Source organism: Vibrio sp. HENC-03 (genome assembly GCF_000305755.2).
GTDB classification, from domain to species: Bacteria; Pseudomonadota; Gammaproteobacteria; order Enterobacterales; family Vibrionaceae; genus Vibrio; species Vibrio owensii.
The window spans coordinates 1-26,601 of record NZ_JH976128.1 but is presented as its reverse complement, the minus strand read 5'-3'; the positions used below and the strand labels follow the sequence as shown (position 1 = coordinate 26,601).

28 protein-coding genes are annotated in these 26,601 nt (G+C 45.7%); 13 read left to right on the top strand and 15 right to left on the bottom strand.

Features of this window, described 5'->3' with window-relative positions:
• Positions 1 to 115 precede the first annotated feature (115 nt).
• Positions 116 to 1,156, bottom strand: a complete 1,041-nt coding sequence (gene purM, locus VCHENC03_RS04875) for a phosphoribosylformylglycinamidine cyclo-ligase (protein WP_005436839.1) — start codon at positions 1,154 to 1,156, stop codon at positions 116 to 118.
• 179 nt (positions 1,157 to 1,335) lie between these two features.
• Here purM and upp point away from each other — a divergent pair, with 179 nt between their 5' ends.
• Positions 1,336 to 1,962: a uracil phosphoribosyltransferase gene (gene upp / locus VCHENC03_RS04880; protein ID WP_005445324.1), complete on the top strand. Its 627-nt coding sequence runs from the start codon at positions 1,336 to 1,338 to the stop codon at positions 1,960 to 1,962.
• A 145-nt stretch (positions 1,963 to 2,107) separates the two neighbouring features.
• Here the strand turns inward: upp and VCHENC03_RS04885 are convergent, their stop codons facing one another.
• Positions 2,108 to 3,361 carry a uracil-xanthine permease family protein gene (locus VCHENC03_RS04885; protein WP_009707401.1) on the bottom strand — a complete coding sequence of 418 codons (1,254 nt, stop codon included), beginning with the start codon at positions 3,359 to 3,361 and terminating at the stop codon, positions 2,108 to 2,110.
• Between the two features lie 235 nt (positions 3,362 to 3,596).
• On the opposite strand from VCHENC03_RS04885, the gene VCHENC03_RS04890 reads away from it, so the two are divergent.
• Positions 3,597 to 4,865, top strand: a complete 1,269-nt coding sequence (locus VCHENC03_RS04890; protein ID WP_009707400.1) for a DUF2066 domain-containing protein — start codon at positions 3,597 to 3,599, stop codon at positions 4,863 to 4,865.
• 155 nt (positions 4,866 to 5,020) lie between these two features.
• Here the strand turns inward: VCHENC03_RS04890 and VCHENC03_RS04895 are convergent, their stop codons facing one another.
• Genes VCHENC03_RS04895 through VCHENC03_RS04910 form a run of 4 tightly spaced genes read right to left on the bottom strand, consistent with a single transcriptional unit; the run spans position 5,021 to position 7,875 of the window.
• Positions 5,021 to 5,461 carry a DUF2069 domain-containing protein gene (locus VCHENC03_RS04895; RefSeq protein WP_005436847.1) on the bottom strand — a complete coding sequence of 147 codons (441 nt, stop codon included), beginning with the start codon at positions 5,459 to 5,461 and terminating at the stop codon, positions 5,021 to 5,023.
• 19 nt (positions 5,462 to 5,480) lie between these two features.
• Positions 5,481 to 6,053 (bottom strand): NAD(P)H:quinone oxidoreductase, encoded by a 573-nt coding sequence (wrbA, locus tag VCHENC03_RS04900; protein WP_009707399.1) that lies wholly within the window; start codon positions 6,051 to 6,053, stop codon positions 5,481 to 5,483.
• Complete coding sequence (arsC, locus tag VCHENC03_RS04905; RefSeq protein WP_009707398.1) at positions 6,054 to 6,404, bottom strand: arsenate reductase (glutaredoxin); 351 nt, start codon at positions 6,402 to 6,404, stop codon at positions 6,054 to 6,056.
• Between the two features lie 16 nt (positions 6,405 to 6,420).
• Entirely contained in the window at positions 6,421 to 7,875 is a 1,455-nt protein-coding gene (locus VCHENC03_RS04910; RefSeq protein WP_009707397.1) for a beta-barrel assembly-enhancing protease, read from the bottom strand.
• Between the two features lie 270 nt (positions 7,876 to 8,145).
• Here VCHENC03_RS04910 and VCHENC03_RS04915 point away from each other — a divergent pair, with 270 nt between their 5' ends.
• Entirely contained in the window at positions 8,146 to 8,382 is a 237-nt protein-coding gene (locus tag VCHENC03_RS04915) for a sulfurtransferase TusA family protein (RefSeq protein WP_009707396.1), read from the top strand.
• A 1-nt stretch (position 8,383) separates the two neighbouring features.
• Positions 8,384 to 9,454 (top strand): AI-2E family transporter, encoded by a 1,071-nt coding sequence (locus VCHENC03_RS04920; protein WP_005436858.1) that lies wholly within the window; start codon positions 8,384 to 8,386, stop codon positions 9,452 to 9,454.
• 64 nt (positions 9,455 to 9,518) lie between these two features.
• Here VCHENC03_RS04920 and bcp read toward each other — a convergent pair whose 3' ends face one another.
• Positions 9,519 to 9,989: a thioredoxin-dependent thiol peroxidase gene (bcp, locus tag VCHENC03_RS04925; protein WP_009707395.1), complete on the bottom strand. Its 471-nt coding sequence runs from the start codon at positions 9,987 to 9,989 to the stop codon at positions 9,519 to 9,521.
• A 16-nt stretch (positions 9,990 to 10,005) separates the two neighbouring features.
• Positions 10,006 to 10,548, bottom strand: a complete 543-nt coding sequence (locus VCHENC03_RS04930) for a glycine cleavage system protein R (protein WP_005436861.1) — start codon at positions 10,546 to 10,548, stop codon at positions 10,006 to 10,008.
• 408 nt (positions 10,549 to 10,956) lie between these two features.
• Here VCHENC03_RS04930 and dapA point away from each other — a divergent pair, with 408 nt between their 5' ends.
• Positions 10,957 to 11,835 carry a 4-hydroxy-tetrahydrodipicolinate synthase gene (gene dapA / locus VCHENC03_RS04935; RefSeq protein ID WP_009707394.1) on the top strand — a complete coding sequence of 293 codons (879 nt, stop codon included), beginning with the start codon at positions 10,957 to 10,959 and terminating at the stop codon, positions 11,833 to 11,835.
• A gap of 66 nt (positions 11,836 to 11,901) precedes the next feature.
• Positions 11,902 to 12,921, top strand: a complete 1,020-nt coding sequence (bamC, locus tag VCHENC03_RS04940; RefSeq protein WP_009707393.1) for an outer membrane protein assembly factor BamC — start codon at positions 11,902 to 11,904, stop codon at positions 12,919 to 12,921.
• A 128-nt stretch (positions 12,922 to 13,049) separates the two neighbouring features.
• Here the strand turns inward: bamC and VCHENC03_RS04945 are convergent, their stop codons facing one another.
• From VCHENC03_RS04945 to VCHENC03_RS04960, 4 genes are read right to left on the bottom strand one after another with little or no spacing between them, the layout of a single operon-like run.
• On the bottom strand, positions 13,050 to 13,253 hold the full coding sequence (locus VCHENC03_RS04945) for a DUF2897 family protein (protein ID WP_009707392.1): 204 nt from the start codon (positions 13,251 to 13,253) through the stop codon (positions 13,050 to 13,052).
• Positions 13,250 to 13,948 carry a M15 family metallopeptidase gene (locus VCHENC03_RS04950; protein ID WP_009707391.1) on the bottom strand — a complete coding sequence of 233 codons (699 nt, stop codon included), beginning with the start codon at positions 13,946 to 13,948 and terminating at the stop codon, positions 13,250 to 13,252. Before VCHENC03_RS04950 ends, VCHENC03_RS04945 begins: the two co-directional genes overlap by 4 nt.
• Before the next feature lie 39 nt (positions 13,949 to 13,987).
• Positions 13,988 to 15,124 carry a succinyl-diaminopimelate desuccinylase gene (gene dapE / locus VCHENC03_RS04955; RefSeq protein ID WP_009707390.1) on the bottom strand — a complete coding sequence of 379 codons (1,137 nt, stop codon included), beginning with the start codon at positions 15,122 to 15,124 and terminating at the stop codon, positions 13,988 to 13,990.
• An 18-nt stretch (positions 15,125 to 15,142) separates the two neighbouring features.
• Complete coding sequence (locus VCHENC03_RS04960; RefSeq protein WP_005436871.1) at positions 15,143 to 15,493, bottom strand: ArsC family reductase; 351 nt, start codon at positions 15,491 to 15,493, stop codon at positions 15,143 to 15,145.
• A 304-nt stretch (positions 15,494 to 15,797) separates the two neighbouring features.
• Here VCHENC03_RS04960 and VCHENC03_RS04965 point away from each other — a divergent pair, with 304 nt between their 5' ends.
• A complete protein-coding gene (locus tag VCHENC03_RS04965; RefSeq protein ID WP_005445349.1) occupies positions 15,798 to 16,085 on the top strand; it encodes a winged helix-turn-helix domain-containing protein in 288 nt (95 codons plus the stop codon).
• Between the two features lie 38 nt (positions 16,086 to 16,123).
• On the opposite strand, the gene VCHENC03_RS04970 is transcribed toward VCHENC03_RS04965, so the two are convergent.
• Both VCHENC03_RS04970 and VCHENC03_RS04975 read right to left on the bottom strand, forming a co-directional pair.
• Positions 16,124 to 16,456: a DUF4156 domain-containing protein gene (locus tag VCHENC03_RS04970; protein WP_032803002.1), complete on the bottom strand. Its 333-nt coding sequence runs from the start codon at positions 16,454 to 16,456 to the stop codon at positions 16,124 to 16,126.
• A 1-nt stretch (position 16,457) separates the two neighbouring features.
• Positions 16,458 to 16,811 (bottom strand): DUF2956 domain-containing protein, encoded by a 354-nt coding sequence (locus tag VCHENC03_RS04975; RefSeq protein WP_005436875.1) that lies wholly within the window; start codon positions 16,809 to 16,811, stop codon positions 16,458 to 16,460.
• A 143-nt stretch (positions 16,812 to 16,954) separates the two neighbouring features.
• Here VCHENC03_RS04975 and VCHENC03_RS04980 point away from each other — a divergent pair, with 143 nt between their 5' ends.
• Entirely contained in the window at positions 16,955 to 17,440 is a 486-nt protein-coding gene (locus VCHENC03_RS04980; RefSeq protein ID WP_009707388.1) for a DUF2919 domain-containing protein, read from the top strand.
• Positions 17,441 to 17,484: 44 nt separating this feature from the next.
• A complete protein-coding gene (locus VCHENC03_RS04985) occupies positions 17,485 to 18,387 on the top strand; it encodes a Dyp-type peroxidase (RefSeq protein WP_005436880.1) in 903 nt (300 codons plus the stop codon).
• A gap of 78 nt (positions 18,388 to 18,465) precedes the next feature.
• On the opposite strand, the gene melR is transcribed toward VCHENC03_RS04985, so the two are convergent.
• Positions 18,466 to 19,476, bottom strand: a complete 1,011-nt coding sequence (melR, locus tag VCHENC03_RS0126185; protein ID WP_032803000.1) for a transcriptional regulator MelR — start codon at positions 19,474 to 19,476, stop codon at positions 18,466 to 18,468.
• A gap of 328 nt (positions 19,477 to 19,804) precedes the next feature.
• Here melR and VCHENC03_RS04990 point away from each other — a divergent pair, with 328 nt between their 5' ends.
• The 4 genes from VCHENC03_RS04990 to VCHENC03_RS05005 all read left to right on the top strand — a co-directional run bounded on the left by VCHENC03_RS04990 (position 19,805) and on the right by VCHENC03_RS05005 (position 26,350).
• Positions 19,805 to 21,157: an alpha-glucosidase/alpha-galactosidase gene (locus VCHENC03_RS04990; RefSeq protein ID WP_009707386.1), complete on the top strand. Its 1,353-nt coding sequence runs from the start codon at positions 19,805 to 19,807 to the stop codon at positions 21,155 to 21,157.
• An 88-nt stretch (positions 21,158 to 21,245) separates the two neighbouring features.
• Positions 21,246 to 22,670 carry a melibiose:sodium transporter MelB gene (gene melB / locus VCHENC03_RS04995; protein WP_009707385.1) on the top strand — a complete coding sequence of 475 codons (1,425 nt, stop codon included), beginning with the start codon at positions 21,246 to 21,248 and terminating at the stop codon, positions 22,668 to 22,670.
• 120 nt (positions 22,671 to 22,790) lie between these two features.
• Entirely contained in the window at positions 22,791 to 25,037 is a 2,247-nt protein-coding gene (locus VCHENC03_RS05000; RefSeq protein ID WP_009707384.1) for a hypothetical protein, read from the top strand.
• Positions 25,038 to 25,210: 173 nt separating this feature from the next.
• A complete protein-coding gene (locus VCHENC03_RS05005; protein ID WP_009707383.1) occupies positions 25,211 to 26,350 on the top strand; it encodes a flagellin in 1,140 nt (379 codons plus the stop codon).
• Positions 26,351 to 26,601: the final 251 nt, after the last annotated feature.

The following is a 26,601-nucleotide window of genomic DNA, read 5'->3' as shown; positions in this document are numbered from 1 at the left end:
TTTGACGTGCGTAATCACTAAATTACCTACTATTAGAATGGTTTTCGATGTTCCAGATAGCAGAATGAGGACATAGCGTCCTCATTCTTTTTATTTTTTGAGCTTGATTCGCAAGTTATTGGATTTCAACTTGCTCTTCGTTTGCTTCTGCTTGAGCGATTTCACCAATCACCCATGCGTTTTCGCCTTCTTCTTTAAGAAGCGCAACCGCTGCGTCTGCTTGGTCTTTTGGTAGTGCAACGACTAGACCAACACCACAGTTGAACGTACGGTACATTTCGTGCGTTTCAACGTTGCCTTTCTCTTGTAGCCATTTGAAGATGATTGGCCATTCCCAGCTGCTACCATCGATAACGGCTTTCGTGCCTTCAGGCAGTACGCGTGGGATGTTTTCCCAGAAACCACCACCAGTGATGTGAGAAATCGCGTGGATGTCGTGCTTCTCAATCATCTTAAGTGCTGATTTGATGTAAATCTTAGTTGGTTCTAGTAGGTGTTCACCGATAGTGCGACCTGCTAACTCTTCGTTCTTATCTGCGCCAGAAACTTCTAGGATCTTACGGATAAGCGAGTAACCATTTGAGTGTGGACCGCTTGAGCCAACAGCGATTAGTGCATCGCCTGCTGCTACTTTCGTGCCGTCAATCACGTCTTCTTTTTCTACTACGCCAACACAGAAACCTGCAACGTCGTAGTCTTCGCCTTCGTACATGCCCGGCATTTCAGCAGTTTCACCACCGATAAGTGCACAGCCTGCTTGAACACAGCCATCAGCAATGCCAGAAACCACATCTGCTGCTGTGTCTACGTCTAGCTTGCCAGTCGCGTAGTAATCTAGGAAGAATAGCGGCTCAGCACCTTGCACGATTAGGTCGTTTACACACATCGCGACTAGGTCTACACCGATGGTGTCGTGCTTGTTCATATCCAGTGCTAGACGAAGTTTTGTACCTACACCGTCAGTACCAGAAACCAGTACAGGTTGTTTGTATTTAGTCGGTAATTCACACAGTGCGCCAAAACCACCGATACCACCCATCACTTCAGGGCGACGAGTACGCTTAACCGCACCTTTAATACGATCTACAAGCGCGTTGCCTGCATCAATATCTACACCAGCGTCTTTATAGCTAAGAGAAGAGTTGTTACCACTCACAGGGAAGTCCTCGGTTTTTAAGTTGGATATGAAAACGGCGCTATTCTACCAGTGGTTAAATACAGATAGCAAACGTTTGCGTCGGTTTTTTTCTTTAGTGATCTATCCTGATATCCCTGCAAAAATCATGTATAATCTGAAGGTTTGTTTAAATATTGCCAAAAAAGCCGGAGATGGAAATGAAAGTTGTTGAAGTTAAACACCCTCTAGTAAAACACAAAATTGGTCTAATGCGAGAAGGTGACATCAGCACGAAGCGTTTTCGTGAGTTAGCGACAGAAGTCGGTAGCCTACTTACTTACGAAGCGACAGCAGACTTTGAAACAGAAAAAGTAACCATTGAAGGTTGGAACGGTCCTGTAGAAGTTGACCAAATCAAAGGTAAGAAAGTGACAGTAGTGCCAATCCTACGTGCTGGTCTTGGCATGATGGACGGCGTACTTGAGCACATGCCAAGTGCACGTATCAGTGTTGTTGGTATCTACCGTGACGAAGAAACACTTGAGCCAGTACCTTACTTCAACAAGCTTGCTTCTAACATCGACGAGCGTATCGCTCTAGTTGTTGACCCAATGCTTGCAACGGGCGGTTCTATGATCGCAACAATCGATCTTCTAAAAGAGAAAGGTTGTCAGGCAATCAAAGTACTTGTTCTTGTAGCTGCTCCTGAAGGTATCGAAGCGCTAGAAAAAGCTCACCCAGACGTTGAGCTATACACAGCAGCTATCGATGAGAAGCTAAACGACAAAGGCTACATCGTTCCTGGTCTTGGTGACGCAGGTGACAAGATCTTCGGTACTAAATAATTCGGGCTTGATGCTAGATTATTACTGAATTGAAAAAACAAAGGCTTGGTGAAAACCAAGCCTTTTTTGTATTTGTTATATAGAAGATAGTTACGAGATACGAGAGCAGGAAGGGCGGCTTAAATCGATTAAGCCGCACTTCAAATTATTTCGCGTTCTCTTCTTCCATTTGTGCGTTATCCACCACGTGGTTTTCACCAAGGTCGTGTGGTAGCACTAGGTTAAGAATGATAGCCACGATACCACATAGGCTCACACCTTGAAGGCTGAACTCACCAATACCGAAAGCCATGCCGCCGATACCAAACACTAGAGTTACTGCTACGATCACTAGGTTACGTGATTTGTGAAGGTCAACGTGGTTCTTGATCAACGTGTTCAGACCGACTGTTGCGATAGAGCCGAACAGTAGAATCATGATGCCGCCCATAACTGGAACTGGAATCGTTTGTAGAGTCGCACCTAGCTTACCAACCAGCGCAAGTACGATGGCTGTGATTGCCGCCCATGTCATGATTACAGGGTTGAATGCCTTAGTTAGCATTACCGCACCGGTTACTTCACTGTAAGTCGTGTTTGGTGGCGCGCCAACCATAGAAGCTGCAATTGTTGCTACCCCGTCACCCGCAATGGTGCGATGAAGACCTGGTTTCTTCAGATAGTTTTTACCCGTTACGTTTGAAATCGCCAGCATGTCACCCACGTGTTCAACTGCCGGAGCGATGGCGACTGGGATCATGAATAAGATAGCGTTGATGTTGAATTCAGGCGCTGTGAAGTTTGGCATTGCTAGCCAAGCCGCTTGAGCAACCGGAGTGAAATCCACGACTCCGTAGAACAGTGACACCGTGTAGCCTGCCAAGATACCGCCAACGATAGGAACCAGTTTTAGGAAGCCTTTTGCGAATACGCTCAATGCAATCGTCGTTAGCAATGACACTGCGGAGATGATAATCGCTGCGTCGCCGTTCACTAATTGAATTGCGCCGTCACCTGATTTACCTACCGCCATGTTTACAGCCGTTGGTGCTAAGCCAAGACCAATCACCATGATTACTGGGCCAACAACGACAGGCGGAAGAATTTTATGGATGAATCCAACGCCGCGCACTTTGATCATCGCACCAAGGCCAACGTACACCAAACCTGCAGCCATCAAGCCACCCATGGTTGCACCGATACCCCAAGTTTGGATACCGAACATGATAGGAGCAATAAACGCGAAAGAAGAGGCAAGGAAGATTGGAACAGAACGTTTAGTAATCAGTTGGAAAAGAAGAGTACCGACACCAGCACCAAACAAAGCAACGTTTGGGTCAAGGCCAGTCAGAAGTGGCACAAGTACGAGAGCACCAAAAGCGACAAAGAGCATCTGAGCGCCTTGTAACGCATTTTTCATAATAATTCCCTATTCAAAGATACGCAGACAAATCCGGCGAATCTTATCATCTGGCAATCGATTGCAATGTTGCCTAGATCAAACTTTTGTGTGGATTTATAAGGTCAGCGAATGTTTAGTTTCATGCGGGCCTTTTAAGTTGGTCAGAATACAGACAATTCACTCAGTACTCTTCTTGCTCAAGGTTTGATAGTTGCTTATCATGCGTGTTCTTGTTCAGAGGATTATGAAAACTATGCGCTATTTAGCTCTCTTATTGATAGGTTGGTTGTCTCTGCCAGTTTATGCATTAACTCAGGTAGATATCTATCGTGCCGAAGTGGCGATCGACGGTGAGCAAAAAGACGGCGAAGAACTCGCGCGTCAACAAGGTATGCAAGATGTGATTGTGCGTGCAACAGGCAGCCAATCTTCCCTTAGCAACCCAGTAATTAAGAAAGCAGTGGGTTCAAGTTCTCGCTATATTTCCCAACTTGGCTATGGCCAAATTGATGGTCAAAGCAGCTTAAAAATGCTGTTTAATAGTGGCCAGATTCGCTCATTACTAACGCAAGCTCAGCTTCCTCTTTGGTCACCAAACCGTGCGAACATTCTGGTTTGGATGGTAGAAGAGCAAGGCTACGATCGTACGATTACATGGGAGCATTCAGATTCAACGAGTGCAGCGACCCTTCGTGATGCTGCACAAGCACGTGGTCTTCCAATCACGATGCCAGTGGGTGATTTCGATGATGTAACAGGCGTGAACGTTTCTGATCTATGGGGTGACTTTGTTGACCCAATCAGCCAAGCGAGCCAACGTTACCCTGTGGATGCGGTACTGATTGTTCGTGTTCAAGGCGATAAGATTCGTTGGACACTGTACGACCAATCTCCAGCTCAGCTTTCTGAGTCTAAGCAATCTCCACGCAGTGGCTCAGCATCTGGCGCAAATGCGATTCCAGCAATGGTTGGTGGCATTGCCGATTACTATGCGAAGAAAAGCGCTGTCGTCGTTTCCAGCAAATCATCAGAAGCGATTGATGTGAAAGTGCTTAGCGTTTCCTCTGCTATGGATTTCTTCGAGCTAGAAAACTCACTAACAAAGTTGAGTTCGGTTGCTGGTGCTGAAATTAAGCGTATTCAAGGCAATCAAGTCACCTTGACTATCCATCTATTGGCTTCTCAACAAGCGTTTGAGCAAGAAGTCTCTTCTATTCGTTCTTTGGAAGTAACGGAAGATCCAATGGCTGGTATGGAAGAAGTTGTACCGGCCCAGTTACCTGAAGAGCCAGCACAGCCAACACAACTGCCAGCAACGACAGAAGACGCTCAAGCAGCGGAAGTGGTCGATCTAAATACAGATACTGCGCAACCAGAACAGCCTGCCATCGTGAAGCCTGCACCAGAGCAGTACGACTTGATCTACAAATGGAATGCGCCAGTTCGCACGCCTGTCGAGCCTGAAGAAAACTCAGAGATTGCGCCAGTGCTAGAAACGGATGTGGTTGAAGACCTAAACTAAGCATTAGGCCTGGCTAGCAACATAGCAACAAGCTGAACAAAAAAAGAGTCGCCAAGTGCGACTCTTTTTTATTGTTTGGTATTTCTTGCTGGGAGTGAGAAAACTGGAGGCTTCATCATCCAGATACGTATTGGGCTAGCTACTTATTGAAATTGCTATTTATTGAATTTAGCTTTCTCTTCTTTCTCTACTTGAGATAGACGTTTTAGCTTCAACCCCAACTCTTTACCACGCGCTCGTGCAAACAAGATGTTACCTGCAAAGCCGAGTGAAGTAAGAAGTAGCTCCACAGCAGCTAACCAACGCTCACCACCATCGATATACAAAATTGTCAGGGCGTGTAAGAAGTACAGCATCAAGACGAAGTTTGCCCATGCGTGCGTGTATGGCTTACCTGCAAGAATGCCCGGCAATGGTAAAAGTAGCGGGATACACCATGCGATAGCCAGCGTGGTACTGCTTAGGTGCGGGTGAGGGGAAAGCGCTAATTGCCAAATCGCGACCCAAGCTAACAATGCCAAATTGCCGAACAGCGCCATGTAGCGATAGGTTTGGGTTCGGGTGCTAAGAGGTGGTTGGTCAATAATGTCAGACATCGATTTCTTATCCTTGAGCTTACTGACTTCCTTTGAGCTTTTTCGCTGCGGTCGCCAGTCGTTTTCCTAATTGTTGTGCGAGACGAATCTCTTCTGCCGTAAGACTAGGTTCTTGTCCTACACTGCTTGCCCCGTATGGGGTTCCACCTGATTGGGTGGTATGCAGTTCTGGCTCTGAGTAAGGGATTCCTAACACCATCATGCCGTGATGCAGAAGTGGGGTCATCATGCTCTGTAGCGTGGTTTCTTGACCGCCGTGCATTGAGGATGACGAGGTAAACACACAAGCTGGCTTATCGATAAGATCGCCGTTCACCCACAAAGGTGTGGTTTGATCCCAAAAGTGCTTAAGCGGTGCTGCCATGTTGCCAAACCATACTGGGCTGCCAAACGCGAGGCCATCACACTGCTTCAATTCATCTAGAGTAACAATTGGATCGGAAGGGGTATGTGAGTGAGGTGACAATTCTTCAACTGTACGCAAAATCGCTTCGCAATGAGGAGTCGATTCGACCCCTCTTGCTATCTGTCTTGCCAGCTGTTTTGTCGAGCCATGACGGCTGAAATACAAAATGAGGATCTGGCAATCCATTTATAGAATTTCCAGTACTTGCTCTGGCGGACGACCAATTTTCGCTTTGCCGTTAGCAACCACAACAGGGCGCTCAAACAGTTTAGGGTTTTGTGCCATTGCTTCGAACAGTTGCTCGTCTGTCACTGACGCTTCACCCAGAGCAAGCTCTTTGTAGATGTCTTCTTTTGTACGCATCATTTCGCGTACAGAAGAGAAACCAAGTTGAGCGTAAAGTGCTTTGAGTTGTTCCACATTAAGCGGTGTATCAAGGTACTTAACGACTTCCGGTGTAACACCGTTTTGCTCTAGAAGTTCTAGAGTTTGACGGCTCTTTGAGCAACGAGGGTTGTGATAAATCACGACTGACATGGTTTTCTCCATTTCGTTATTGTAATGCCATGAATCGATCTCTTTGGATCATTAACTGGTCGATACGAGCGTCGTATCGAGCTTGTTTTAAGCTGCCAAGTTCAGCAATTTTACTTGCTTCAGAATAATATTGAATGGCTTTATTCCATCCTGCACGCAGCGCTAAAATTTCTGCGCGAGCGGCGAGTTCTTCGTCATTGCGACCTAGGGCGTGGTTACCTTTTGATAGAAGGTGCCAGCCGTTGGTATCTTCTGGGTTATCGTGCGTGTAGCGTTGAAGAATGCGTACGGCTTCTTCGTTCTTATTCGCTTCTAGCAAAGCGTTAGCGTAGTTGATGGTCAGCACTTTGTTTTGCGGGTTGCGTTTCAGCGCACTGCTCAGCATATTAACCGCTTTTTGTGGTTTCTTCTGCGCTATGTACAAGTCGGTCATGGCATCTAAATAGAATGGGTTGCCAGGATCTTGTTGCAGCAGCTTTTTCAGAAGTGGCTCAGCTTCACTCAAACGTTTGTTGTCTAGGTGAACGAGCGCTCGACCGTAATCAAAAGACGGGATGATTTCAGGAGAGGCTTTCTTTTGAGTTCGATTAAACCAACTCATTGCCGCTTGTCCATCGATACCCGCATAACGTGCAACGATTCGAGCACGAGTCAAATGGTAATCAATCGAAGGCATGATACGCATTGGCGGGTAAGCTCGCGCACGCGCTCGGCTGTCGGTAATACGGTCTTCAGGTAATGGGTGAGTCAGCAACATTGGTGGCGGCTTACTCGCGTAACGGTATTCATCCGCTAGGCGGCCAAAGAAGCGCGGCATTGCTTGTACGTCAAAGCCTGCTTTTGCCAAGGTTGCAATACCAAAGCGGTCGGCTTCTTTCTCGTTTGAACGAGTGTAGTTGATTTGGCTCTGCATGTTACCGGCAGTTGCTGCTGTCACAGCGGCCATCCCGGCTTCTGGAGAAGCAATGGCGAGTAGCAATGCACCAGCGAGTGCTGCCATAGTAGCTGGCGATCGACGAGCCTGTTCTTCCATGCTTCGTGCAAGGTGGCGCTGTGTTACGTGGGCAATTTCGTGCGCCACAACAGAGGCAAGCTCACTTTCAGTACGAGCGTGCAAAAATAGACCCGAGTGCAGGGCAACGTAACCGCCAAAGAAGGCGAATGCGTTGATGTTGCGGTCACGGATCATAAAGAAGTGGAACGGAGTTTTTACGTCATTCGCATTGGCGACCAAACGGTGTCCAAGTGTGTCAATATATTCATTGATGACGGGATCGCTAACAATAGGGCTGCTGGCTCTGAGCATACGCATGTAAGCGTCGCCATAAATCAACTCCTGATCTATCGTCAGAGTGCCTCCAGCTGCCGTACCAATATCAGGGAGATCAAGGCTATTGGCGTAAATAGGTGTTGGTGTACTCAATGCAGCAGCAAGGCATAAACAAACTAGCGAGCGAGTGCGTTTTAACATACGGTTTAAAGATTCTCCAAAATACCGAAACATGGGTTGGGTGCCGAGTTCCTCTCAGCATGACCACCATGCATTATGGTCATCCTTATGGGATGAATATGCTAGCTATAAGACCGAAAATAAACGGATTGGTTTCGTAGATACTTCTTACAAGATGTTAAAATTTTGAATTATAAAGTCTTTGTCGTCTACGCTTAAATCACTAGCACCAGCTCAAAAAGCCGTTACAATACAACCCTATCACAAGTGCAGAGCAATACAATGGAATCCATGTTACTCGATTTGCGCGAGCAACGCTGCCCTATGGCACTGTTACTTGCTAAGCGTCACGCTGCAGATGTGTTTCAGGGAGAAACGCAGCAATATCATCAGCTTGTCATTCAAGTGGTGGATAAAAGCTCTAAACACGATATCGTGAAGTATTTACTTAACCAAGGGTATGCGGTGGATTGCCAAACTTCGCCGGAACACTTCACGTTGACAGTATTCAATAAGGAATCTTCATAAGATGCTTGAAATGGTAAGTCGTTGGTATAAGCGACGCTTTTCAGACCCACATGCAGTGAGCCTAGTGGCGATCTTGCTGTTCGGCTTTATCACAATTTACTTTTTCGGGCATTTGATTGCACCATTGCTGGTGGCGATCGTTCTTGCATACTTACTTGAATGGCCAGTGACACAAATGTGCCGTTTGGGTATTCCGCGTACTTTCTCCGTCATTACCGTCATTCTGATTTTTATCGGTTTGATGCTGATTGCCGTCTTTGGTCTCGTGCCAACGATTTGGACTCAGGTGGGGAATTTAATTAACGATATCCCGAACATGTATGCAGGGTTGCAAAAATTCATTGCTACATTGCCACAGCGTTACCCTGAGTTGGCAAACCTAGAGATCGTAGAAACCGTGGTTACCAACGCGAAAAACCAAGCCATTGGTTTGGGTGAGAGTGTGGTAAAAGGCTCTTTGGCATCTTTGGTAAGCTTAGCGACACTGGCGGTTTATCTGATTCTTGTTCCGCTGTTGGTGTTCTTCTTGCTCAAAGACAAAGAAGAAATGCTGCGCATGGCGAGTGGCATTTTGCCGAAAAACCGCAAGCTAGCGAACAAAGTTTGGCACGAGATGAACGAGCAAATCTCGAACTACATTCGCGGTAAAGTTTTAGAAATCCTTATCGTGGGTGGCGTAAGTTATGTGACTTTCGCGATTCTTGACCTGCGCTACTCTGCATTGCTTGCTGTAGCGGTGGGTTTGTCGGTGCTTATCCCGTACATCGGTGCGGCTGCAGTGACTGTGCCTGTTGCGATTGTTGGTTTGTTCCAATGGGGTTTAACACCACAGTTCTACTGGTTATTGGTCGCTTACGGCATTATTCAGGCACTAGACGGCAACGTATTAGTCCCTGTGTTGTTCTCTGAAGCGGTAAACCTTCACCCTGTGGCGATTATCGTTGCCGTGTTGGTATTCGGTGGTTTGTGGGGCTTCTGGGGCGTCTTCTTCGCAATTCCATTGGCGACACTAGTGAAAGCGGTATGGAACGCACTGCCAAGCACTGAAGAAAACGAACCGATACAAGAATAGACATCGAATCCAATAAAAAGCCCAGCGATTGCTGGGCTTTTTGGTGTTTAGATGAAAGCTAAGTTTACGCGTTTTCTTTCAAGTAGTTCACAACCACTTCGTGGTGGTCTTTGGTTTTGAACTTGTTGAACACGTGCTCAATCACGCCTTCTTCGTTGATCAGGAAGCTAATACGGTGAAGACCATCGTACACTTTACCCATGAACTTTTTCTCGCCCCACACACCGTACTGTTCAGCAACCGCATGGTCTTCGTCTGAAAGTAGCGTGAAGTTTAGCTCATCACGTTCGATGAATTTACCAAGGCGTTTTACTGGGTCGATACTTACGCCCAAAACCACAACATTGTGTGCATCTAGCTCTGTTTTTACATCACGCAGGCCTTTTGCTTGGGTGGTACAACCCGGCGTCATCGCTTTCGGGTAGAAGTAAAACAGAACTTTTTTACCTTTGAAGTCACCGAGAGAAACGGTGTTGCCATCTTGGTCGAGCAAAGAGAAGGCTGGCGCTGGCGAGCCTGCTGTCAGCGTATTCATTGTTATATCCTTTACTTTATAGATTGTTTTTAATGAAATTCAGAGAACCTTGTACGTTGAGCGTATTACAAAGTTCATCGAAATCTTCTTGTAATTGCATCAGATTACAGTCAGAACTCACTGAGGCGGTGATCGCGATGTGGAACTGATCGGCATCTAATTGGATTTTCGATTTACTGATTGTTTGCGCACTAAGGGAATCTAGACCAATCTGTTTATCGGCGAAGAATTGTGTGAACTTCTCAGTGAGGCCGATACGGTCTTCTGATTCAATGAACACTTCCATGGTGTAACTGTTGTCGAGCAACTCATGTGCTGACGTGCGTTTCATGATAGTGATAAGGTCGTGTTCTTGACCTAGTAGTGGCAATTGCGTTTCGACGCGGGTGACATTACTGGCGTTACCAGTAAGCAGCATGATAAGAGTGAATTCATTACCAAAGATAGCAATACGGCTATCGACAATGTTACAGCCAGCTTGTGTGACGAGCTTAACCACTTGGTTACATATGCCCGGACGATCCGTTCCAACCGCTGTAAGTACCAGATGTTGCTTCATAAATGAGCTTCTTGTCCTTTCTTCAATAGAGAGATGTTAGCACAGATACGGCACAGAAATGTCGAGTCAGTTCTTTTTTTAAACTTGTTAAAACGCTTTGTTGATTAAGTGAACAGTTTGATTGTTGAGTACTCTATTAATTCACTTAACGCTGACTTGAGCCTCATGACGAGAGAGTATATTCCGCGCCTAATTAAAAGCGGCGGCCTAGGCTTATTCGCGGCATGTCGCCACCAAACACAATTATCAGAATGGCTAGGATTGAGAACAAAATTCACATTTTAGTTGCGAGACCTCTAACAACTGATAATTATTCATTCATTTGTACTTTGTAAGCGAGTTTACGCTCTTGTGTTTTTCAATCGCATTACAGTACCATGCAGAAAGAGTAAAATGAGGGAGATAAACATGTTTTCAGGAAGTATCGTAGCGCTGATTACACCACTAAAATCAGATGGTGAAGTAGATTTTGATAGTCTACAAAAGCTTGTTGAGTACCATGTTGAAGCTGGTACAGACGGTATTGTTGCAGTTGGCACCACTGGTGAGTCAGCGACTCTAACCATTGAAGAGCATGTAAAGGTCGTGAATAAAACCGTTGAGTTTGCAAACGGTCGTATCCCAGTGATTGCTGGTACGGGTGCAAACGCAACCCACGAAGCAGTGACATTTAGCAAATTATTGGCTGATTCTGGTATTACGGGTTTCCTGAGCGTAACGCCTTACTACAACAAACCAACTCAAGAAGGTTTGTACCAACACTACAAAGCAATTGCTGAAGCGAGTGACGTACCTCTAATTTTGTACAATGTACCGGGTCGTACTGCGGTAGATATGTTGCCTGAGACAGTGGCACGCTTGTCAAAGCTTGATAATATCGTGGCTCTAAAAGACGCGACAGGCGATTTAAGCCGAATTGCACTTCACCGTGAACTTTGTGGCGAAGATTTTATCTTACTAAGTGGTGATGATGCGACTGGCCTAGAATTTGTTAAACTTGGCGGTCATGGCGTTATCTCGGTAACGAACAATATCGCGGCTAAGGACATGGCAGACATGTTCCATTTGGCAAGTGAAGGAAAATACGACGAAGCAGAAGCGATCAATGAACGTTTGATGACTCTGCACAAGAACCTATTCGTTGAATCAAGCCCTATCCCAGTAAAATGGGCTGCACATAAGCTTGGTTTGATTGAAGAAGGTGAACTGCGTCTTCCTTTGACCCCACTTTCTGAAAAATCGCAGCCAGTCGTTGAACAGGCGCTAACCGACGCCGGTATTTATTAAGATTGAGTTGCTAGGATTGAAGTTCATGCTGAGGGCAAATTAGCCCTCAGTGTTTTAGGAGTATAAATGAAGCTTTCAAGCCAGTTAGTGTTAAGTTCACTAGCTGTATTCGTATTGACTGCCTGTTCAGGTGGTGCAAACCAGCGTCGTCAAGCAAAAGACGACTTCGAGTACTTGAACACCCCACCTCTTGAAGAGTGGAGTGTTCCCGCAGGTGCTGTTCCTCAGTTTTACCCTAACTACCGCATCCCACAAGGTGAGTACGCTGGTGGTATTGGTAAAGAAGTGGATATTCGTCCGCCGCAGCAAGTATTGGAATTGATCCCTGGTGCTCGCCTAGATCGCAGCAATGACGGTGAAGTAACACTGTGGCTGCTTCGCAAGGATGAATTGGATAAAGTTTGGCAAACCGTTCAAGACATGGTTGCTGAAAACAAGATCCCAGTAGAAAACCAAACCGACAATCGTATCGAAACGGGTTGGGTAACTTGGAACTCACCAGATGAAGACATGGAAATCGGCAGCCGCTACGAAATTACTCGTGGTGAGATGAACGGTCGCCATGGCTTTAAAGTGAGCTTGATTGATTGGCGTGAAGGCAATCAAGTTAAAGAAGTAACACGTACTAACCGTGAGCGTTACAACGTGTTTATGACTAACTTGGTTACTGCTCGTTATGACCAGCACGTTCGTGAAGAAGCACAGCGTAAAGCACAAGAGCTAGTGAAGCACATCCCAATTACCATGGGTAAAGACCGCAGCGGTCTGCCAGTAATCATTGCTCGTGCTCAATACAACGTAGTGTGGAACCGCCTGCCAGATGTCATGCCGAAGATGGGCTTCACTATTGAAGAGCGCAGCCAATCTCAAGGCACGGTGACAGCGAAATACGCATCACCTGATGATGCTTTCTGGAATGACATCGGCGTGAAACCAGTAGACCTAGCCGCAGGTAAATACACTTTCCTATTGGGTGACTTGGGTAACCGTACTTCTATCAACATTACCGACTCTTCTGGTAAGCCAGTAGAAGAAGAATTCTTGAAGTCACTTGCGCCAGTATTGGCTGCGGTAGTGAAAGATTAATTACTTAAAACAGCTAAGTAGTTAGACACAGATAAACAAAAGGGACCTTCTTGGTCCCTTTTTAGTATTTGTTTTAATGAGAGTACTCAGTACTTTGGTTTGAGCTCAGAGTAAGCTCAAATGAGATATTAACGAGAGTCGTCTTTCTTCTCACCATTTTCGCTGTAGCGTTCTTTATCCAGCTCGTTCAGCTTATCTAAATCGTTCTTACGACCTTTATCCATCTGACCAAACTTCATTTTTGCGGTGTACTTGAGCGCAGCAATATTCCCCACCACGATGCTGACCACTATGATGATAATGACCCAAGGGTTGGTTAAGAGTTCGATCATAGAGCCTCCGGCGGCGTGATATTGTGAATGAATTTGGTAACGACCTTATCCAAATTATTCAATATGACGTCAATCCCTGCAATGTTATCGATCTGATTTTGCTCAATGAGCTGATTTCTCAGAACTTCGGGCGTCAAATGAGTTAGGCATTGCTGCCCTACAAAGCGATGGCTGATGTGCCAGGGTTCAATGGCAACGCCCCCCAGATCTTGCTGATAAGGGAAGAAGAAACCAAAGCGCTCTAAATTGGCTGCTAACCATTGATAGAAAGGTAACTGGTGACCTTCTAAGTATTCCCACGGCTCTAATTGCAATTGTGTGTCTGACGGTAGCAAGTTACGCGCGTAGACATCAAAATCACAACCCCAATGATGTCGGCTTCCGCCCGGTAGGGCAGACCAACGAAGAATGGCCATCAGCTTTTGTTCATCACTGAGTTTCGCCTTGTCTAGAGGCTGGGAGTGAGAATCTAAGATGGTTAAGTCACCGGCAAACTTACCGTTCCAGATCGCTTTTTGGCGGTTGAAATCGCGAAATCCGCTGGCAATTTCCATCTTAAAGCCCGCTTTGTTTGCGGCATCAATCATCTGCAACAAATCATCTGCGACCTCTGGATGAAGCATAAAGGCTTTTTGACCCACTAAAGTGGATTGCAGATGCGAGTCAGTGATTCCGGTAAGTTGCTCTGGTGTCATGGTGTTCTCGCTAAATACTACTTGCTACACACGTAGGTGCTATTTTGCTAACAGATGCTTTAAGGTGTTCTCGTACATGTCAGTCAACTTTTCTAGATCGTCCACTTTCACGCACTCGTTCACTTTATGAATCGTCGCATTAACAGGGCCAAGTTCAACTACCTGACCACCCATGCGGGCGATAAAGCGACCATCAGATGTACCGCCTGTTGTCAGAAGCGCTGGTTTAGTGTGGTTTACTTCATCAACTGCTGCTACCACTGCGTCTAGCAATGCGCCAGTGTCAGTTAAGAACGGGTCGCCGTTGAAGGTCCATTTTAGATCGTAGTCTAACTCGTGTTTATCCAGCGTTTCAGTGACGCGTTGAACGATCATTTCATTGCTGAGTTCAGTACTAAAGCGCAGGTTGAATTGAACGTTGAACTCGCCAGGAATGACGTTAGACGCGCCAGTCCCTGCTGAAACATTCGGGATCTGGAAACTAGTCGGAGGGAAGTAGTCGTTACCTTGGTCCCACTCTGTAGTGGCAAGCTCATGGATAGCCATTAGAGACTGATGAACTGGGTTGTTTGCAAGGTGAGGGTAGGCCACGTGACCTTGTGTACCTTTTACGGTTAGGTCGCCTGTGATGGAGCCGCGACGGCCATTTTTCACTACATCACCAACCACTTCTGTACTTGAAGGTTCGCCAACGATACACATGTCGATGTTCTCGCCGCGCTCCATTAGGGTTTCAACAACGCGAACGGTACCGTTGATGAATGGGCCTTCTTCGTCTGAAGTGATCAAGAAGCCGATCGAGCCTTTGTGGTCTGGGTTTTCAGCAATAAAGCGCTCAACCGCAACCACCATACACGCCAGTGAGCCTTTCATGTCGGCTGCACCGCGACCGTGAAGGTAACCATCGATAATGGTCGGCTCAAATGGTGGTGTATCCCACAGTTCTAACTTACCCGCTGGCACAACGTCTGTGTGTCCGGCAAAAGCAAACAGTGGCGCTTCTGTACCACGGCGAGCCCAGAAGTTAGTGGTGTCTTCAAATACCATGACTTCGATTTCAAAACCAAGCGCTTTCAATCGCTCGATCATTACTTCCTGGCAGCCTGCATCTTCAGGCGTTACGGACTGGCGGCTAATCAGGTCTTTAGCAAGTGCCAGTACTGGACTGTCTGTCATCCTTGAGTGTTCCTTAAATTAAGAGTTAAAAATGGTCGCGTATTGGTCTGCTTTGAAACCGATATGAAGTTGGTCTTCAACTTTCAAGATTGGGCGCTTAATCATCGCTGGATTTTCTACTAACAGCGCGATTGCGTTTTCTTCGTTAAGAGAATCTTTTTGCTCTTGAGTCAGTTGACGGAAAGTCGTGCCACGCTTGTTCAGAACTTGCTCCCAACCTAGTGCGTTACAAAATTCCGTCACCATTGCCGCATCGATACCTTGTTTGCGGTAGTCGTGAAAATCAAAAGCAACGTTTTCCGCTTCTAGCCATTTCTTGGCTTTTTTAATCGTGTCGCAGTTTGGGATGCCGAACATAGTGATCGTCATATTATTTCCTTTTCTCTTTGTACTTTACTTATCGGTTTGCGCTATGGAACGCCCGATTTTGCATTGTTTTTGGCTGTTCAAGCATCCTATCAAGAAGCAACCAATGTGACAAAATCATGCGGCGAATATTTCACAGGTCAGTGCTCTATTCAGGCTTATTTTGTAGCTCATTCCTCCATCAAATGGTGATCAGATTGATAAAAAACTCGGCTAAATAGCACGGAAAAGTCGAGTTATTGATCAAACGCAACATCTCGCCGAGCAAAAAAGAAATAATGAATCAGCACAATTTTAGGAGGTGTCAATGGAATTGAGTCCTGTTTTTGCAAGGCGGCTATATTTGGCCTTGTTGGTGGAAAACCTAGAAAGGCCAAATGTACCAAAATTGATCGAAAGAACGGGGTGGCCTCGTCGTACTATTCAAGATGTACTCAAGGCATTACCGGGGATCGGCATCGAACTCATCTTCGTTCAAGATGGTCGACGTCATAACGACGGCTATTACCAACTTTCGGATTGGGGACCTTTTGACAGTCAATGGGTTCTTGAGCGAGAGGGAGATATCGCTAGCAGTCTTGGATTTCGTGCATAAGCCAGCAATTGCTGGCTTTTTTTACGTCTGGAAAACGCTTATTGGCAGCGGTAGGCAGTACCTAGCACGCTGAAAGAAGTCACAAAGTCTTGAGGTGAGACCATGTAAACGGTGTCGGCCTCGAGCAAAGCGGCGTTGTTTTTCAAATCGGCCATCGCACCATGCATCATGGCATCGTTGGTGTAGAACAAGTAATTATACCAATGCCCTTCGCTGCCAGTGACTTCACCTAGGTACTCGCATTGATCTGGATTGAACTGGCTATCAATGCGGATCTGCACATCACTACCTAGTTCAGTTAGCAGTATGGATGGTGATGAACACCCCATCAAAGCCAATGCGATGCTTCCTATCATCACATATCGTTGCATGCTATTTCCCCATCATGATGTAAGCCGCAAAACCTGCCCAACTCAAAACCAATAGCGCCCAAGGTAAGACGGCAGGTTTGCTCGTTGGTGCTTCAACGTTTGCTGAATCTAGTTCAACCACGTCATCGACTTGGCGTTGTTTTTCTCTCTGCTGTTTTTTCTTCGCTTTATCGGCTTGTCGATTGCGCTCTTTCTGCTGCTTCTTGTACTGAGCAATGCCTTTCTCAATACCTTGAGCGATCAGTTTAGTCTGTTCTTTGGTTTGCCCTGGCTTTTGCGTGGATTTAGCAATCTTCATCGCTTCTGTTTGGGTTTCTTGGGAAGGAACGGGTGCTGCTGTGTTTTTCTTCTTCATATTTCCATCGACGTCACTGTAAATCTAAACCTAGTTTACCTGCGTAAGATGATGAAATGAACTTTAGTTCTCAGCTTTGCTGGGTTGCAACTCTGAAGCGATCAGTTAAAGTGGCGTTTTTATGAAACTAAGAAGACGATATTGTGCGTTACTCATTTGATCAGTACGACGCTCATGGATTTTTGAAAGCGCCAATTATGTTATGGCTAGGGTGGATGTTCCTAGCACGCTCTTGGGTGGTGTTTGCCATGGCAGGAGTGAGTAGAGACAGCGGTAGCAAGATATTATCGATTGTTTATCCGGACTCAAATACGCTATATCTCGGACTATCGATGGGTATTCCAAGTTTATTATTGATGTGGTTGATGGGCTTGCGCCATCCAGACAGAGGTTGGGTGAATCAAATTACCCAGCATGGTCGTGCCATGACTTTGATCTTGTGCGGTATTCAATTGGTTCAGACCATGTATCATGTCTACTTAGAACATGGTGTATTCAACTGGGCAAACGCGCTCACTATTACCCTGTTAGTTTGGTTTATGATCTATCTTTTTAATGGAAGATGGGTGAAAGACTGTTTCAACGTGCCACAAGTTGAGCACAAAGAAGAACAGCCATCGAAGAATTAAGAACAAAAAATTCCCGCATGGGGCAATGTATAGAGGATTTCTCAATGTCACAAGCTCAAACGGCGATTGTGCCTGAAGCAGGACCATTTGCACTTTACACTCAGTTAAAAGTGAACCAAAACCGTGAAAACGTACTGGCGAAACTAAAAGCGCTACCTGAGCTAGTAAAAGAGCTCAATGCGAACCAACCAGGTGCAGACCTAACGATTTCTATCGCATTCACTAAGTCTTTCTGGCAGCACCTAAACATGCAAATGCCAGAAGAGTTGATTGATTTTCCACAATTGGGTGAAGGGGACGTGATTGCTCCGGCATCAGACGTTGATGTACTGATCCACTGTCATTCAACGCGCCACGATTTGCACTTCTACGTTCTTCGTAAATTCCTAGTGGACACAGCGGAAGACGTAACAATTGTTGACGAAACATACGGCTACCGTTACCTAGATGCTCGTGACATGACAGAATTTGTTGATGGTACAGAGAACCCGAAAGGCGACGCACGTGCTGACGTAGCATTGATCAAAGACGGTGCTTTCGCTGGTGGTAGTTACGTGATGGTTCAACGCTTTGAGCACAACCTTCCTGCATGGAACCGTTTGAACGTATCTGCACAAGAGAAAGTGATTGGCCGTACTAAGCCAGATTCTATCGAGCTAGAAGATGTTCCAGCCGCTTCTCACGTGGGTCGTGTGGACATCAAAGAAGAAGGCAAAGGCCTTAAGATCGTTCGTCACAGCTTGCCATACGGTACAGTAACGGGCGCACACGGTCTGTTGTTCATCTCTTACTGCAACACTATCCACAACATCAAAGTTATGCTTGAAAGCATGTACGGCGTGACAGATGGTAAGACTGACCAACTGCTTCGCTTCACTAAAGCGGTAACAGGTGCGTACTTCTTCGCTCCTTCACAAGAAATGCTAGCGGAATTGGCGATTAAGTAATTCTTCGCTAACCCTCCAATGATTAAAAAGGCAGAGTGATCTGCCTTTTTTGTTTCCCCTCATTCTTGCCTGATAAGACTAACTGACCGTCAGTGGTCTTTTGCCATCAATGGCGCCTTTCTCTAGTTCGTAAAGTGGGCTAGTACTGTGACTGCTCCAGCGATGATCTTCTCGTGACTTCTTGCGATATTGCGTTGGCGTTACACCAATATAATTCTGAAAAGTCTCATAAAATCGGCTGCTAGAATTAAAACCTACCGTTAAAGCGATATCTAAAATTGTTCGGTCGGTATCACTCAACAGCGCTCTGGCGTGGTTAATCCGCATTGCCGTGATGTATTGCTTGATGGTCATCTGCATGGTTCGTTGGAACACGTTCATCGCGTAGTTAGTATGCAATCCAATGTGTTCTGCAATATCTTTTATCGTGATCGGCTGGTTATGATGGGTGGCAATGTATTCCAGCATTTGACTGACGTAAAACTGCGAGTGTTTGGAGACGCCTTTTTTGGTCGACTTCTCTTGTTTATTGATGCTCAGTTGTTGCCAACCATCTAAGCACATTCTTTTTAACATCAAGCCAATTTCATCAATCGCTAATTGCTGGCGACTTTCCGAAGGGTGGCTTGTTTCTTCTGCCCAGCGTGCTAACTCAAACTCGCTGACTAATGAACTGGCGTTTGATTGCAGCACACAACCATGGGTGATCTGATTGACGAAGTCTCGATTTAGCGTCCAAGACATAAAGTGGTGTATCGGAATATTGATGATCCCCATATTATGACTTTTGCCCGGATTGGTGAGCCGATGAGGAACCGATGCCCAAAACAATCCTATCGAGCCTGCTTTCACCACTATTGGACTGCCGTTAATGATGTACTCGACATCATCCCCGAAAGGAATGTTTACCTCTACTTGTCCGTGCCAGTGATAACCCGGCATAGAGTGGGGCGGCCTAAGCTCGATATCGATTTTTTCATAAGATGAGTACAGCGAAAGTGGGCTTACAGAAACTGTTTCGGAAGAATACTTATCTTGAATCACGACTTTCAATGTATCTAACTCTGCCTTGGACTCTACCTTCGCCATCGCCCACCTCTTAGGAAACTGTATAAGTTCTTTGTACTAAATCTGTTGAAACAAAACTCAGAACAGCTTCAAAAACACCGATTACTCTGTTTTATAAGATTTTGGTTATGTGACTTAAATCGCCGTGCTAGCAAGCCTCAGTGTATCTTCCCACCTTTTTTATCCGTGATTTACACAAAAATATCCCATTTCCTAAGAATTTTTATTGGTTGATTTTAAATATTAGGAAACGGGAGAGTGATTGGTTTATCTGAGACGAATTCGGCCTTGCGACAGGTGTAACTTAAATGCATCGAAACAAAAGTATGAAAGCAAAAAGGATTCAACTATGAAAAGCCCTAAAATCACATTCATCGGTGCGGGTTCTACGATTTTTGTGAAGAACATTCTTGGCGATGTGTTCCATAAGCCGGCCTTCAAAGGGGCGCAAATTGCCTTGATGGATATTGATGAAATCCGCTTGGAGGAATCACACCTAGTCGTAAGCAAGTTGATGGAATCATCCGGTGCGACGGGGACGATCACTTGTCACTTAAACCAAAAAGAAGCATTGCAAGGCGCAGACTTTGTCGTTATCGCATTCCAAATCGGTGGGTATGAGCCATGCACTGTAACGGACTTTGAGGTTTGCAAGCGTCACGGTTTGGAGCAAACCATCGCCGACACCTTAGGCCCTGGCGGCATCATGCGTTCACTGCGCACTATTCCTCACCTTTGGAGTGTGTGTGAAGACATGACTGAAGTGTGCCCAAATGCCACTATGCTCAACTACGTTAACCCAATGGCGATGAACACTTGGGCGATGTATGAGAAATACCCTCACATCAAACAAGTGGGTTTGTGTCATTCCGTGCAAGGGACGGCAGAAGAGCTGGCTCGCGACCTTGATATCGAATATTCAGACCTTCGCTACACCTGTGCGGGCATTAACCACATGGCTTATTACCTTACGTTCGAAAAGAAAAACGAGCAGGGGGAGTATGTCGACATTTATCCTGATTTGCTTGAGGCATTTGAATCGGGCAAAGCGCCGAAGCCGGGTTTGCATCACAACGGTCGCTGTACCAACCTAGTCCGCTACGAAATGTTTAAGAAGTTAGGCTACTTCGTGACGGAATCATCAGAACATTTTTCTGAATACACCCCATATTTCATCAAACCAAATCGCCCAGATCTGATTGAACGTTATAAAGTGCCACTTGATGAATATCCTAAACGTTGTGTAGAACAAATTGCTGACTGGAAAAAAGACCTCGAAGACTTCAAAAACGCGGATCAAATCACCGTCAAAGAGTCCCATGAATACGCGAGCACCATCATGAACTCGATTTGGACAGGCACGCCAAGCGTTATCTACGGCAACGTGAAGAATGAAGCGTTAATTGACAACTTGCCACAAGGTTGTTGTGTGGAGGTAGCTTGTCTGGTCGACGCAAATGGCGTGCAACCGATCAAAGCTGGCCGACTACCAAATCACTTAGCGGCATTAATGCAGACCAACATCAATGTTCAGACTCTGCTGACGGAAGCCATCCTCACTGAAAACCGAGATCGTATCTATCATGCCGCCATGCTTGATCCTCATACCGCAGCAGTGCTTGGAATTGAAGAAATTTATGCCCTTGTTGATGACTTGATTGAAGCACACGAAGGTTGGTTGCCAGCGTGGGTGCATCAGTAAATCCAGAATCACAAAACCAATATCAATAAAAACGACAATAACGTGAATATACTGCGCCTTCTCGATGAGGGGGCGTAAGGAGTAACAAATGAGTATCTCTATGAATACCAAGCTAAGCTACGGCTTTGGCGCATTTGGTAAAGACTTCGCTATCACCATCGTTTACATGTACCTGATGTTCTACTACACCGATGTTGTTGGTATTTCGGCTGCCGTGGTGGGAACCATCTTTTTAATTGCGCGTATTTGGGATGCAGTGAATGACCCAATTATGGGCTGGATCGTGAACAATACCCGCACGCGTTGGGGTAAATTTAAACCTTGGATTTTAATTGGTACCATCACCAACTCAGTGGTGTTGCTCATGTTGTTTAGTGCACATCACATCGAAGGACCATGGCTTGTTGCTTATGCAGCAGTGACTTACATTTTGTGGGGCATGACCTACACCTTAATGGATATTCCTTTCTGGTCACTGGTTCCGACACTCACTCTGGACAAACGTGAGCGTGAAGAGCTTGTGCCATACCCTCGATTCTTCGCCAGCCTTGCATGGATTGTTACCGCCGCAATCGCAATGCCGTTCGTCAATTATGTCGGTGGCGACGACAAAGGATTTGGTTTCCAAGTGTTTGCGATTTTGCTTGTCGGTTGTTTCCTTGTCTCAACTTACATCACGCTACGTAACGTGAAAGAGCGCTACTCAACCAGCAACCTTGACATAACGAAACCTGAAGAAAAAGTCTCGCTGAAGAAGCTTCTCTCGCTTATCTACAAAAATGACCAACTGACTAGCGTTCTTTGTATGGCACTGTCATACAACCTCGCTACCAACATCATCACAGCCTTTGCGGTTTACTACTTCACGTATGTGGTTGGAAATGAGGAACTTTTCCCTTACTACATGGCTTACGCTGGTATCGCGAACCTAATTACACTGGTTTTGTTCCCTAAATTGGCGCAAATGTTCTCACGCCGAGTGTTGTGGGCGTGTGCATCGAGCTTCCCAATCCTAGGCAGTGCAGTCCTTATCTACGTAGGCATGTACGACAAACAAAGCATCCTGCTGATTTCTACTGCGGGTGTGTTATTGCAAATCGGTACGGCGCTATTTTGGGTACTGAACGTCATTATGGTGGCGGATACAGTGGATTACGGTGAGTACAAGCTAGGTTCACGCTGCGAGAGTATCGCGTACTCAGTACAAACGTTGGTGGTTAAAGCTGGTTCAGCTTTTGCGGCTTTCTTCATTGGTATCGCACTTACCGCAGTGGATTATGTACCGAACATGGAACAAAGCCCTGAAACCGTCTTTGGCATGCAATGCATCATGGTTGGGCTGCCAGCGTTCTTCTTCGCTATCGCTTTGGTTGTGTACTTCCGTTTCTACAAACTCAACGGTGCTTACCACCAAAAAATTCAGGATCATCTGACCGAGAAATACGACCATATCGTAGCCAACGATTCTGATGAGAAAACGAAAGTTTCTCCAGAATCCATTCAAGCGGTTTAACGCTCCTTATAGCTATTAAAAATTAACAATAAACATGCCGGCGTCTTCATTTCATGTCGCCGGCAGCATCCCGAATAAACGTTATCCAATAACCACGCTATCCCTACGAACGAGAAAAAAATGAAACTGAAAATACTTGCTTCAGCGATTCTTGTCGCCCTTGCTTTGTCCGGTTGTAATAGCTCGTCTGATGATGATTCTTCGAAAGGCGACAACCTTGTCTCAAATTCTACCTTTGAAAATGACGGTTTAGGATGGAGCTACTGGTTTGCCAATGTGAAGTATGAAGACGCTTATGTTGGTGAGTCGATGGCGAGGATTGCCTCCGGAACTAACCATCATGTAAGCCAAACAGTCACTATTCCTGAGACGGGCTTTTATGATTTATCCGCCTACATAAGCAGCCCAAGTGATGACGCCATTCTTGGCTTGAGTAATCTGACCGATGAGGTTCTAGTCAGCCAGACGATTGAAAAAACCAAAGACGAAAATGCAGAGGGTGAAATATATAAGCCAAATACTCTGCCAGCTATTCCACTAGAGAAAGGCGAGCAAATTAAAGTCTGGTTTACAGGATCTGATGTCGGTGGGGTGAGCGTCGACAGTGTGTCTTTGGTAAGAGTGAACAAGAGCCAGCCTGTTAGTTTTAATCAAATCATCCAATTTAAAGCCGAGCAACAGGTCGGTGTGACGGGCATTGATAAAACTCAGCGAACCGTCGAGTTCCAAGTGCCTTATGGTACCGATTTAAGTGCCATAACGGTGAGTACCCTTTTGGTTTCTGAACAAAGTCGACCAAGCTTGGATGTGGGTGAAATCGTGGACTTTACTCAACCAGTGCAAGCGGTAGTAACAGATGCAAATGGCAAAGAAGAAAAATGGACATTAACGGCGATTGAAAAAGAGAAGCAGGTTGTCGTCACGTCCTCGAATCAGAAACTTCAAGGTTCGTTTGAATGGGCAATTGATAAAACACGTCGCTTCGTTATGACAGGGCAGCATGATCTGGTTAACCGTGATGAGAACAATAATGACGGTGATGGCACCGCAGACTATATTCCATCTTATTGGGCTGGTTATTTTGACCGAACGGCTTTCTACTCTCGCGACTTCTTACATCAAGCCAGCGGAGCCAAAATCGCAGGTCTAGATGCCGAAAACTTTTCGATGTTTAAGACCTTCGCTAAGCATTCTACGGAATCAAGAAAATGGTATACCTTGTGGGCGGTTAACTTTGATGGCACGCCACATACCATTGACTACAAAGATGACAGCTGGTTTGTACGTGAAGTGCCTGCGCAATTTGAGTTTGTGGAAAAAGCATGGAAGCAATATCAATGGACAGGAGACAAGCGTTACATCGAAGACCCAGATTTATGGCGTTTTTACACCAAGGTGCTAACGGATTATATCGCGCTTCACGACGATCAAGATCCTAACGGTATTGCCGAGGGTTATGGTGGTATTTTTGAAGGATCCGCAACTTACAACGAGCGTGGCGAATTCCCAATCGAAGCCGGTGATGGCATAGGCTCTCAATACCAAGCGACGGTCGCGTATGCTGCAATGCTTGGGGCTCGTGAAGAGTACAGCGAGGCGGCGCTTTGGCAAGAGAAAGCACAGCAACTTAAAGACTTCTTTAATGAAGAATGGAGTATTGCGGATCCAAATAAACCATTGGATAACTACGTTAACATCGTTCAGCGTGATGGTTTCCGTATGAATGACTTCGGTAAAGAAAACAGTTGGTTCATGCCAATGAAGCTGATCACTGAACCTGGAGAACGTAACGAGCGCTACTTAGACTTTATTGCAGAAAATCTGGGCGATGGTATAGGCAGTACGCCGGAAGCGCCATACAACATTGAGGCTTACACTTATATCCCAGAAACCTACTTCCCTTACAATCGCAATGCAGAAGCATGGAAGTGGATGCAGTACATCATGGATATCAAAGATGAGCCCCATGAGCGTCCAACTCAAGGTACTAACGGTGACTATCCTGAAATCTCTTTTACCTTTATTTCGAATACCATTGAGGGGTTGATGGGCATCAAGCCTGATGCGGCAAACCATCGAGTTGTAACCGCGTCTCATCTAACAACCGATATTGACTGGCTTCAAGTTGAGCAACTTCCGATGGGAGAGCACGAGCTAACTTTGCGTCATGATGGATTAGAACGGTCGACGCTAACCAATACCTCTGAGCAAAACTTAGAGTGGGAAGCTTGGTTCTATGGCGATTACCCGACGCTTGTTGTTGATGGGCAGTCTGTTCCTGCTGAGCACAAGCACGTTAACGGACAACGAGTGAGTTATGTGACAGTTACTCTTGCGGCCAACTCAAGCAGCGAAGTAAGAAAATAATCTGAGTCGTCTTTGCTCATAAATGCAAAGCCTAGTGCGCCATCACTAGGCTTTTTGCTATTCGCTGTCTCGTCAGGAAATGCGTAACTACATCACTTTTCATAAAAAAACACTAAACCTTTCTGCAATTTGGTCGATAAGTATCCAAAGCCTTAATTTCAGGACCTTTACTCGTGGCGATCACCGTTAATACCAATGTGGCAGCACTTGTCGCACAGCGTCATTTGACCAGTGCAACTGACATGCTGAACCAATCCATGGAGCGTTTGTCTTCAGGGAAGCGTATTAACAGCGCAAAGGATGACGCTGCGGGTCTGCAAATCTCCAACCGTCTGCAATCGCAAATGCGTGGTTTGGATGTTGCCGTGCGTAATGCGAACGACGGCATTTCCATCATGCAAACTGCCGAAGGCGCGATGAATGAAGTGACTAACATCATGCAGCGTATGCGTGATTTGTCGCTTCAATCAGCCAATGGTTCAAACAGCAAAGCGGAACGCACTGCACTGCAAGAAGAGGTCTCTGCTTTAAATGATGAGTTAAGTCGTATTGCGGAAACCACCTCATTTGGTGGGCGTAAACTACTGAATGGCACATTTGGCACATCGTCTTTTCAAATCGGTGCAACTGCTGGTGAAGCGGTACAAATTGGCCTACGGACTATGCAGCCGGAATCTTTTGCTAGCTTTTCTATGAGATCATCTCAAAGGCTCGGCTCCGATTGGACGGTTCAAAACGGAAACAACGATATTGTTATCCACTATCGTGATAACAATTTTGAAGAGCAGGAGATCCGTATTGAAGCTAAAGCAGGCGACGATATAGAAGAACTCGCTACTTACATTAATGGGCAAACCGATAAAGTAAAAGCGTCTGTTAATGAAGAGGGGCAACTGCAGTTACTGATGTCCTATAAAGATGCCATAGGATACCCTGGACCAACCTTCAGTGGTGGTTTGGGTGATGAGTTAGAGCTTGATAAGTATGTCACTGTAAAACGAACGGTAGATAAAATTGATATCAGTACGGTGGGTGGTGCTCAAATGGCGGTCGGTATTCTAGATGACGCCATGAAAACAGTGGACAGCAGTCGTGCTGAGTTAGGTGCGTATCAAAACCGCTTTAATCATGCGATCAATAATCTGGATAATATCCACGAAAACCTAGCGGCTTCGAACAGCCGCATTCAAGATACTGATTACGCCAAAGAAACCACGCAAATGGTGAAGCAGCAGATCTTACAACAGGTCAGCACTTCGATTCTGGCACAAGCAAAACAAGCGCCAAACCTTGCTTTGACGCTGCTTGGCTAATGGTTCGCACCACACGAATTTAACGCAAAATCAGCCTGTATCGACAATTCGAAAAGAAGCTTTAGCGAAAAATGAAAGTTTTTTTGCTTTTTTATCCACTTCGTCACGATTACCTCTCCAAACGAATTATTTTCAAAAAAATCTAAAATTTTTTCTAAAGAAAACAGGGCATGCGCCGTTAATAAAAGTAACTTTGAGAGAACTACTTGGTTTTCCGAGACGTCGGAAACCGCTACATCGGAAAATCAATT

What these genes read in the sequence shown, in the direction of transcription:
- upp (WP_005445324.1), top strand. Translation starts at nt 1,336, where the DNA reads ATGAAAGTTGTTGAAGTTAAACACCCTCTAGTAAAACACAAAATTGGT.
- VCHENC03_RS04885 (WP_009707401.1), bottom strand. Translation starts at nt 3,361, where the DNA reads ATGAAAAATGCGTTACAAGGCGCTCAGATGCTCTTTGTCGCTTTTGGT.
- VCHENC03_RS04890 (WP_009707400.1), top strand. Translation starts at nt 3,597, where the DNA reads ATGCGCTATTTAGCTCTCTTATTGATAGGTTGGTTGTCTCTGCCAGTT.
- VCHENC03_RS04895 (WP_005436847.1), bottom strand. Translation starts at nt 5,461, where the DNA reads ATGTCTGACATTATTGACCAACCACCTCTTAGCACCCGAACCCAAACC.
- wrbA (WP_009707399.1), bottom strand. Translation starts at nt 6,053, where the DNA reads ATGGATTGCCAGATCCTCATTTTGTATTTCAGCCGTCATGGCTCGACA.
- arsC (WP_009707398.1), bottom strand. Translation starts at nt 6,404, where the DNA reads ATGTCAGTCGTGATTTATCACAACCCTCGTTGCTCAAAGAGCCGTCAA.
- VCHENC03_RS04910 (WP_009707397.1), bottom strand. Translation starts at nt 7,875, where the DNA reads ATGTTAAAACGCACTCGCTCGCTAGTTTGTTTATGCCTTGCTGCTGCA.
- VCHENC03_RS04915 (WP_009707396.1), top strand. Translation starts at nt 8,146, where the DNA reads ATGTTACTCGATTTGCGCGAGCAACGCTGCCCTATGGCACTGTTACTT.
- VCHENC03_RS04920 (WP_005436858.1), top strand. Translation starts at nt 8,384, where the DNA reads ATGCTTGAAATGGTAAGTCGTTGGTATAAGCGACGCTTTTCAGACCCA.
- bcp (WP_009707395.1), bottom strand. Translation starts at nt 9,989, where the DNA reads ATGAATACGCTGACAGCAGGCTCGCCAGCGCCAGCCTTCTCTTTGCTC.
- VCHENC03_RS04930 (WP_005436861.1), bottom strand. Translation starts at nt 10,548, where the DNA reads ATGAAGCAACATCTGGTACTTACAGCGGTTGGAACGGATCGTCCGGGC.
- dapA (WP_009707394.1), top strand. Translation starts at nt 10,957, where the DNA reads ATGTTTTCAGGAAGTATCGTAGCGCTGATTACACCACTAAAATCAGAT.
- bamC (WP_009707393.1), top strand. Translation starts at nt 11,902, where the DNA reads ATGAAGCTTTCAAGCCAGTTAGTGTTAAGTTCACTAGCTGTATTCGTA.
- VCHENC03_RS04945 (WP_009707392.1), bottom strand. Translation starts at nt 13,253, where the DNA reads ATGATCGAACTCTTAACCAACCCTTGGGTCATTATCATCATAGTGGTC.
- VCHENC03_RS04950 (WP_009707391.1), bottom strand. Translation starts at nt 13,948, where the DNA reads ATGACACCAGAGCAACTTACCGGAATCACTGACTCGCATCTGCAATCC.
- dapE (WP_009707390.1), bottom strand. Translation starts at nt 15,124, where the DNA reads ATGACAGACAGTCCAGTACTGGCACTTGCTAAAGACCTGATTAGCCGC.
- VCHENC03_RS04960 (WP_005436871.1), bottom strand. Translation starts at nt 15,493, where the DNA reads ATGACGATCACTATGTTCGGCATCCCAAACTGCGACACGATTAAAAAA.
- VCHENC03_RS04965 (WP_005445349.1), top strand. Translation starts at nt 15,798, where the DNA reads ATGGAATTGAGTCCTGTTTTTGCAAGGCGGCTATATTTGGCCTTGTTG.
- VCHENC03_RS04970 (WP_032803002.1), bottom strand. Translation starts at nt 16,456, where the DNA reads ATGCAACGATATGTGATGATAGGAAGCATCGCATTGGCTTTGATGGGG.
- VCHENC03_RS04975 (WP_005436875.1), bottom strand. Translation starts at nt 16,811, where the DNA reads ATGAAGAAGAAAAACACAGCAGCACCCGTTCCTTCCCAAGAAACCCAA.
- VCHENC03_RS04985 (WP_005436880.1), top strand. Translation starts at nt 17,485, where the DNA reads ATGTCACAAGCTCAAACGGCGATTGTGCCTGAAGCAGGACCATTTGCA.
- melR (WP_032803000.1), bottom strand. Translation starts at nt 19,476, where the DNA reads ATGGCGAAGGTAGAGTCCAAGGCAGAGTTAGATACATTGAAAGTCGTG.
- VCHENC03_RS04990 (WP_009707386.1), top strand. Translation starts at nt 19,805, where the DNA reads ATGAAAAGCCCTAAAATCACATTCATCGGTGCGGGTTCTACGATTTTT.
- melB (WP_009707385.1), top strand. Translation starts at nt 21,246, where the DNA reads ATGAGTATCTCTATGAATACCAAGCTAAGCTACGGCTTTGGCGCATTT.
- VCHENC03_RS05000 (WP_009707384.1), top strand. Translation starts at nt 22,791, where the DNA reads ATGAAACTGAAAATACTTGCTTCAGCGATTCTTGTCGCCCTTGCTTTG.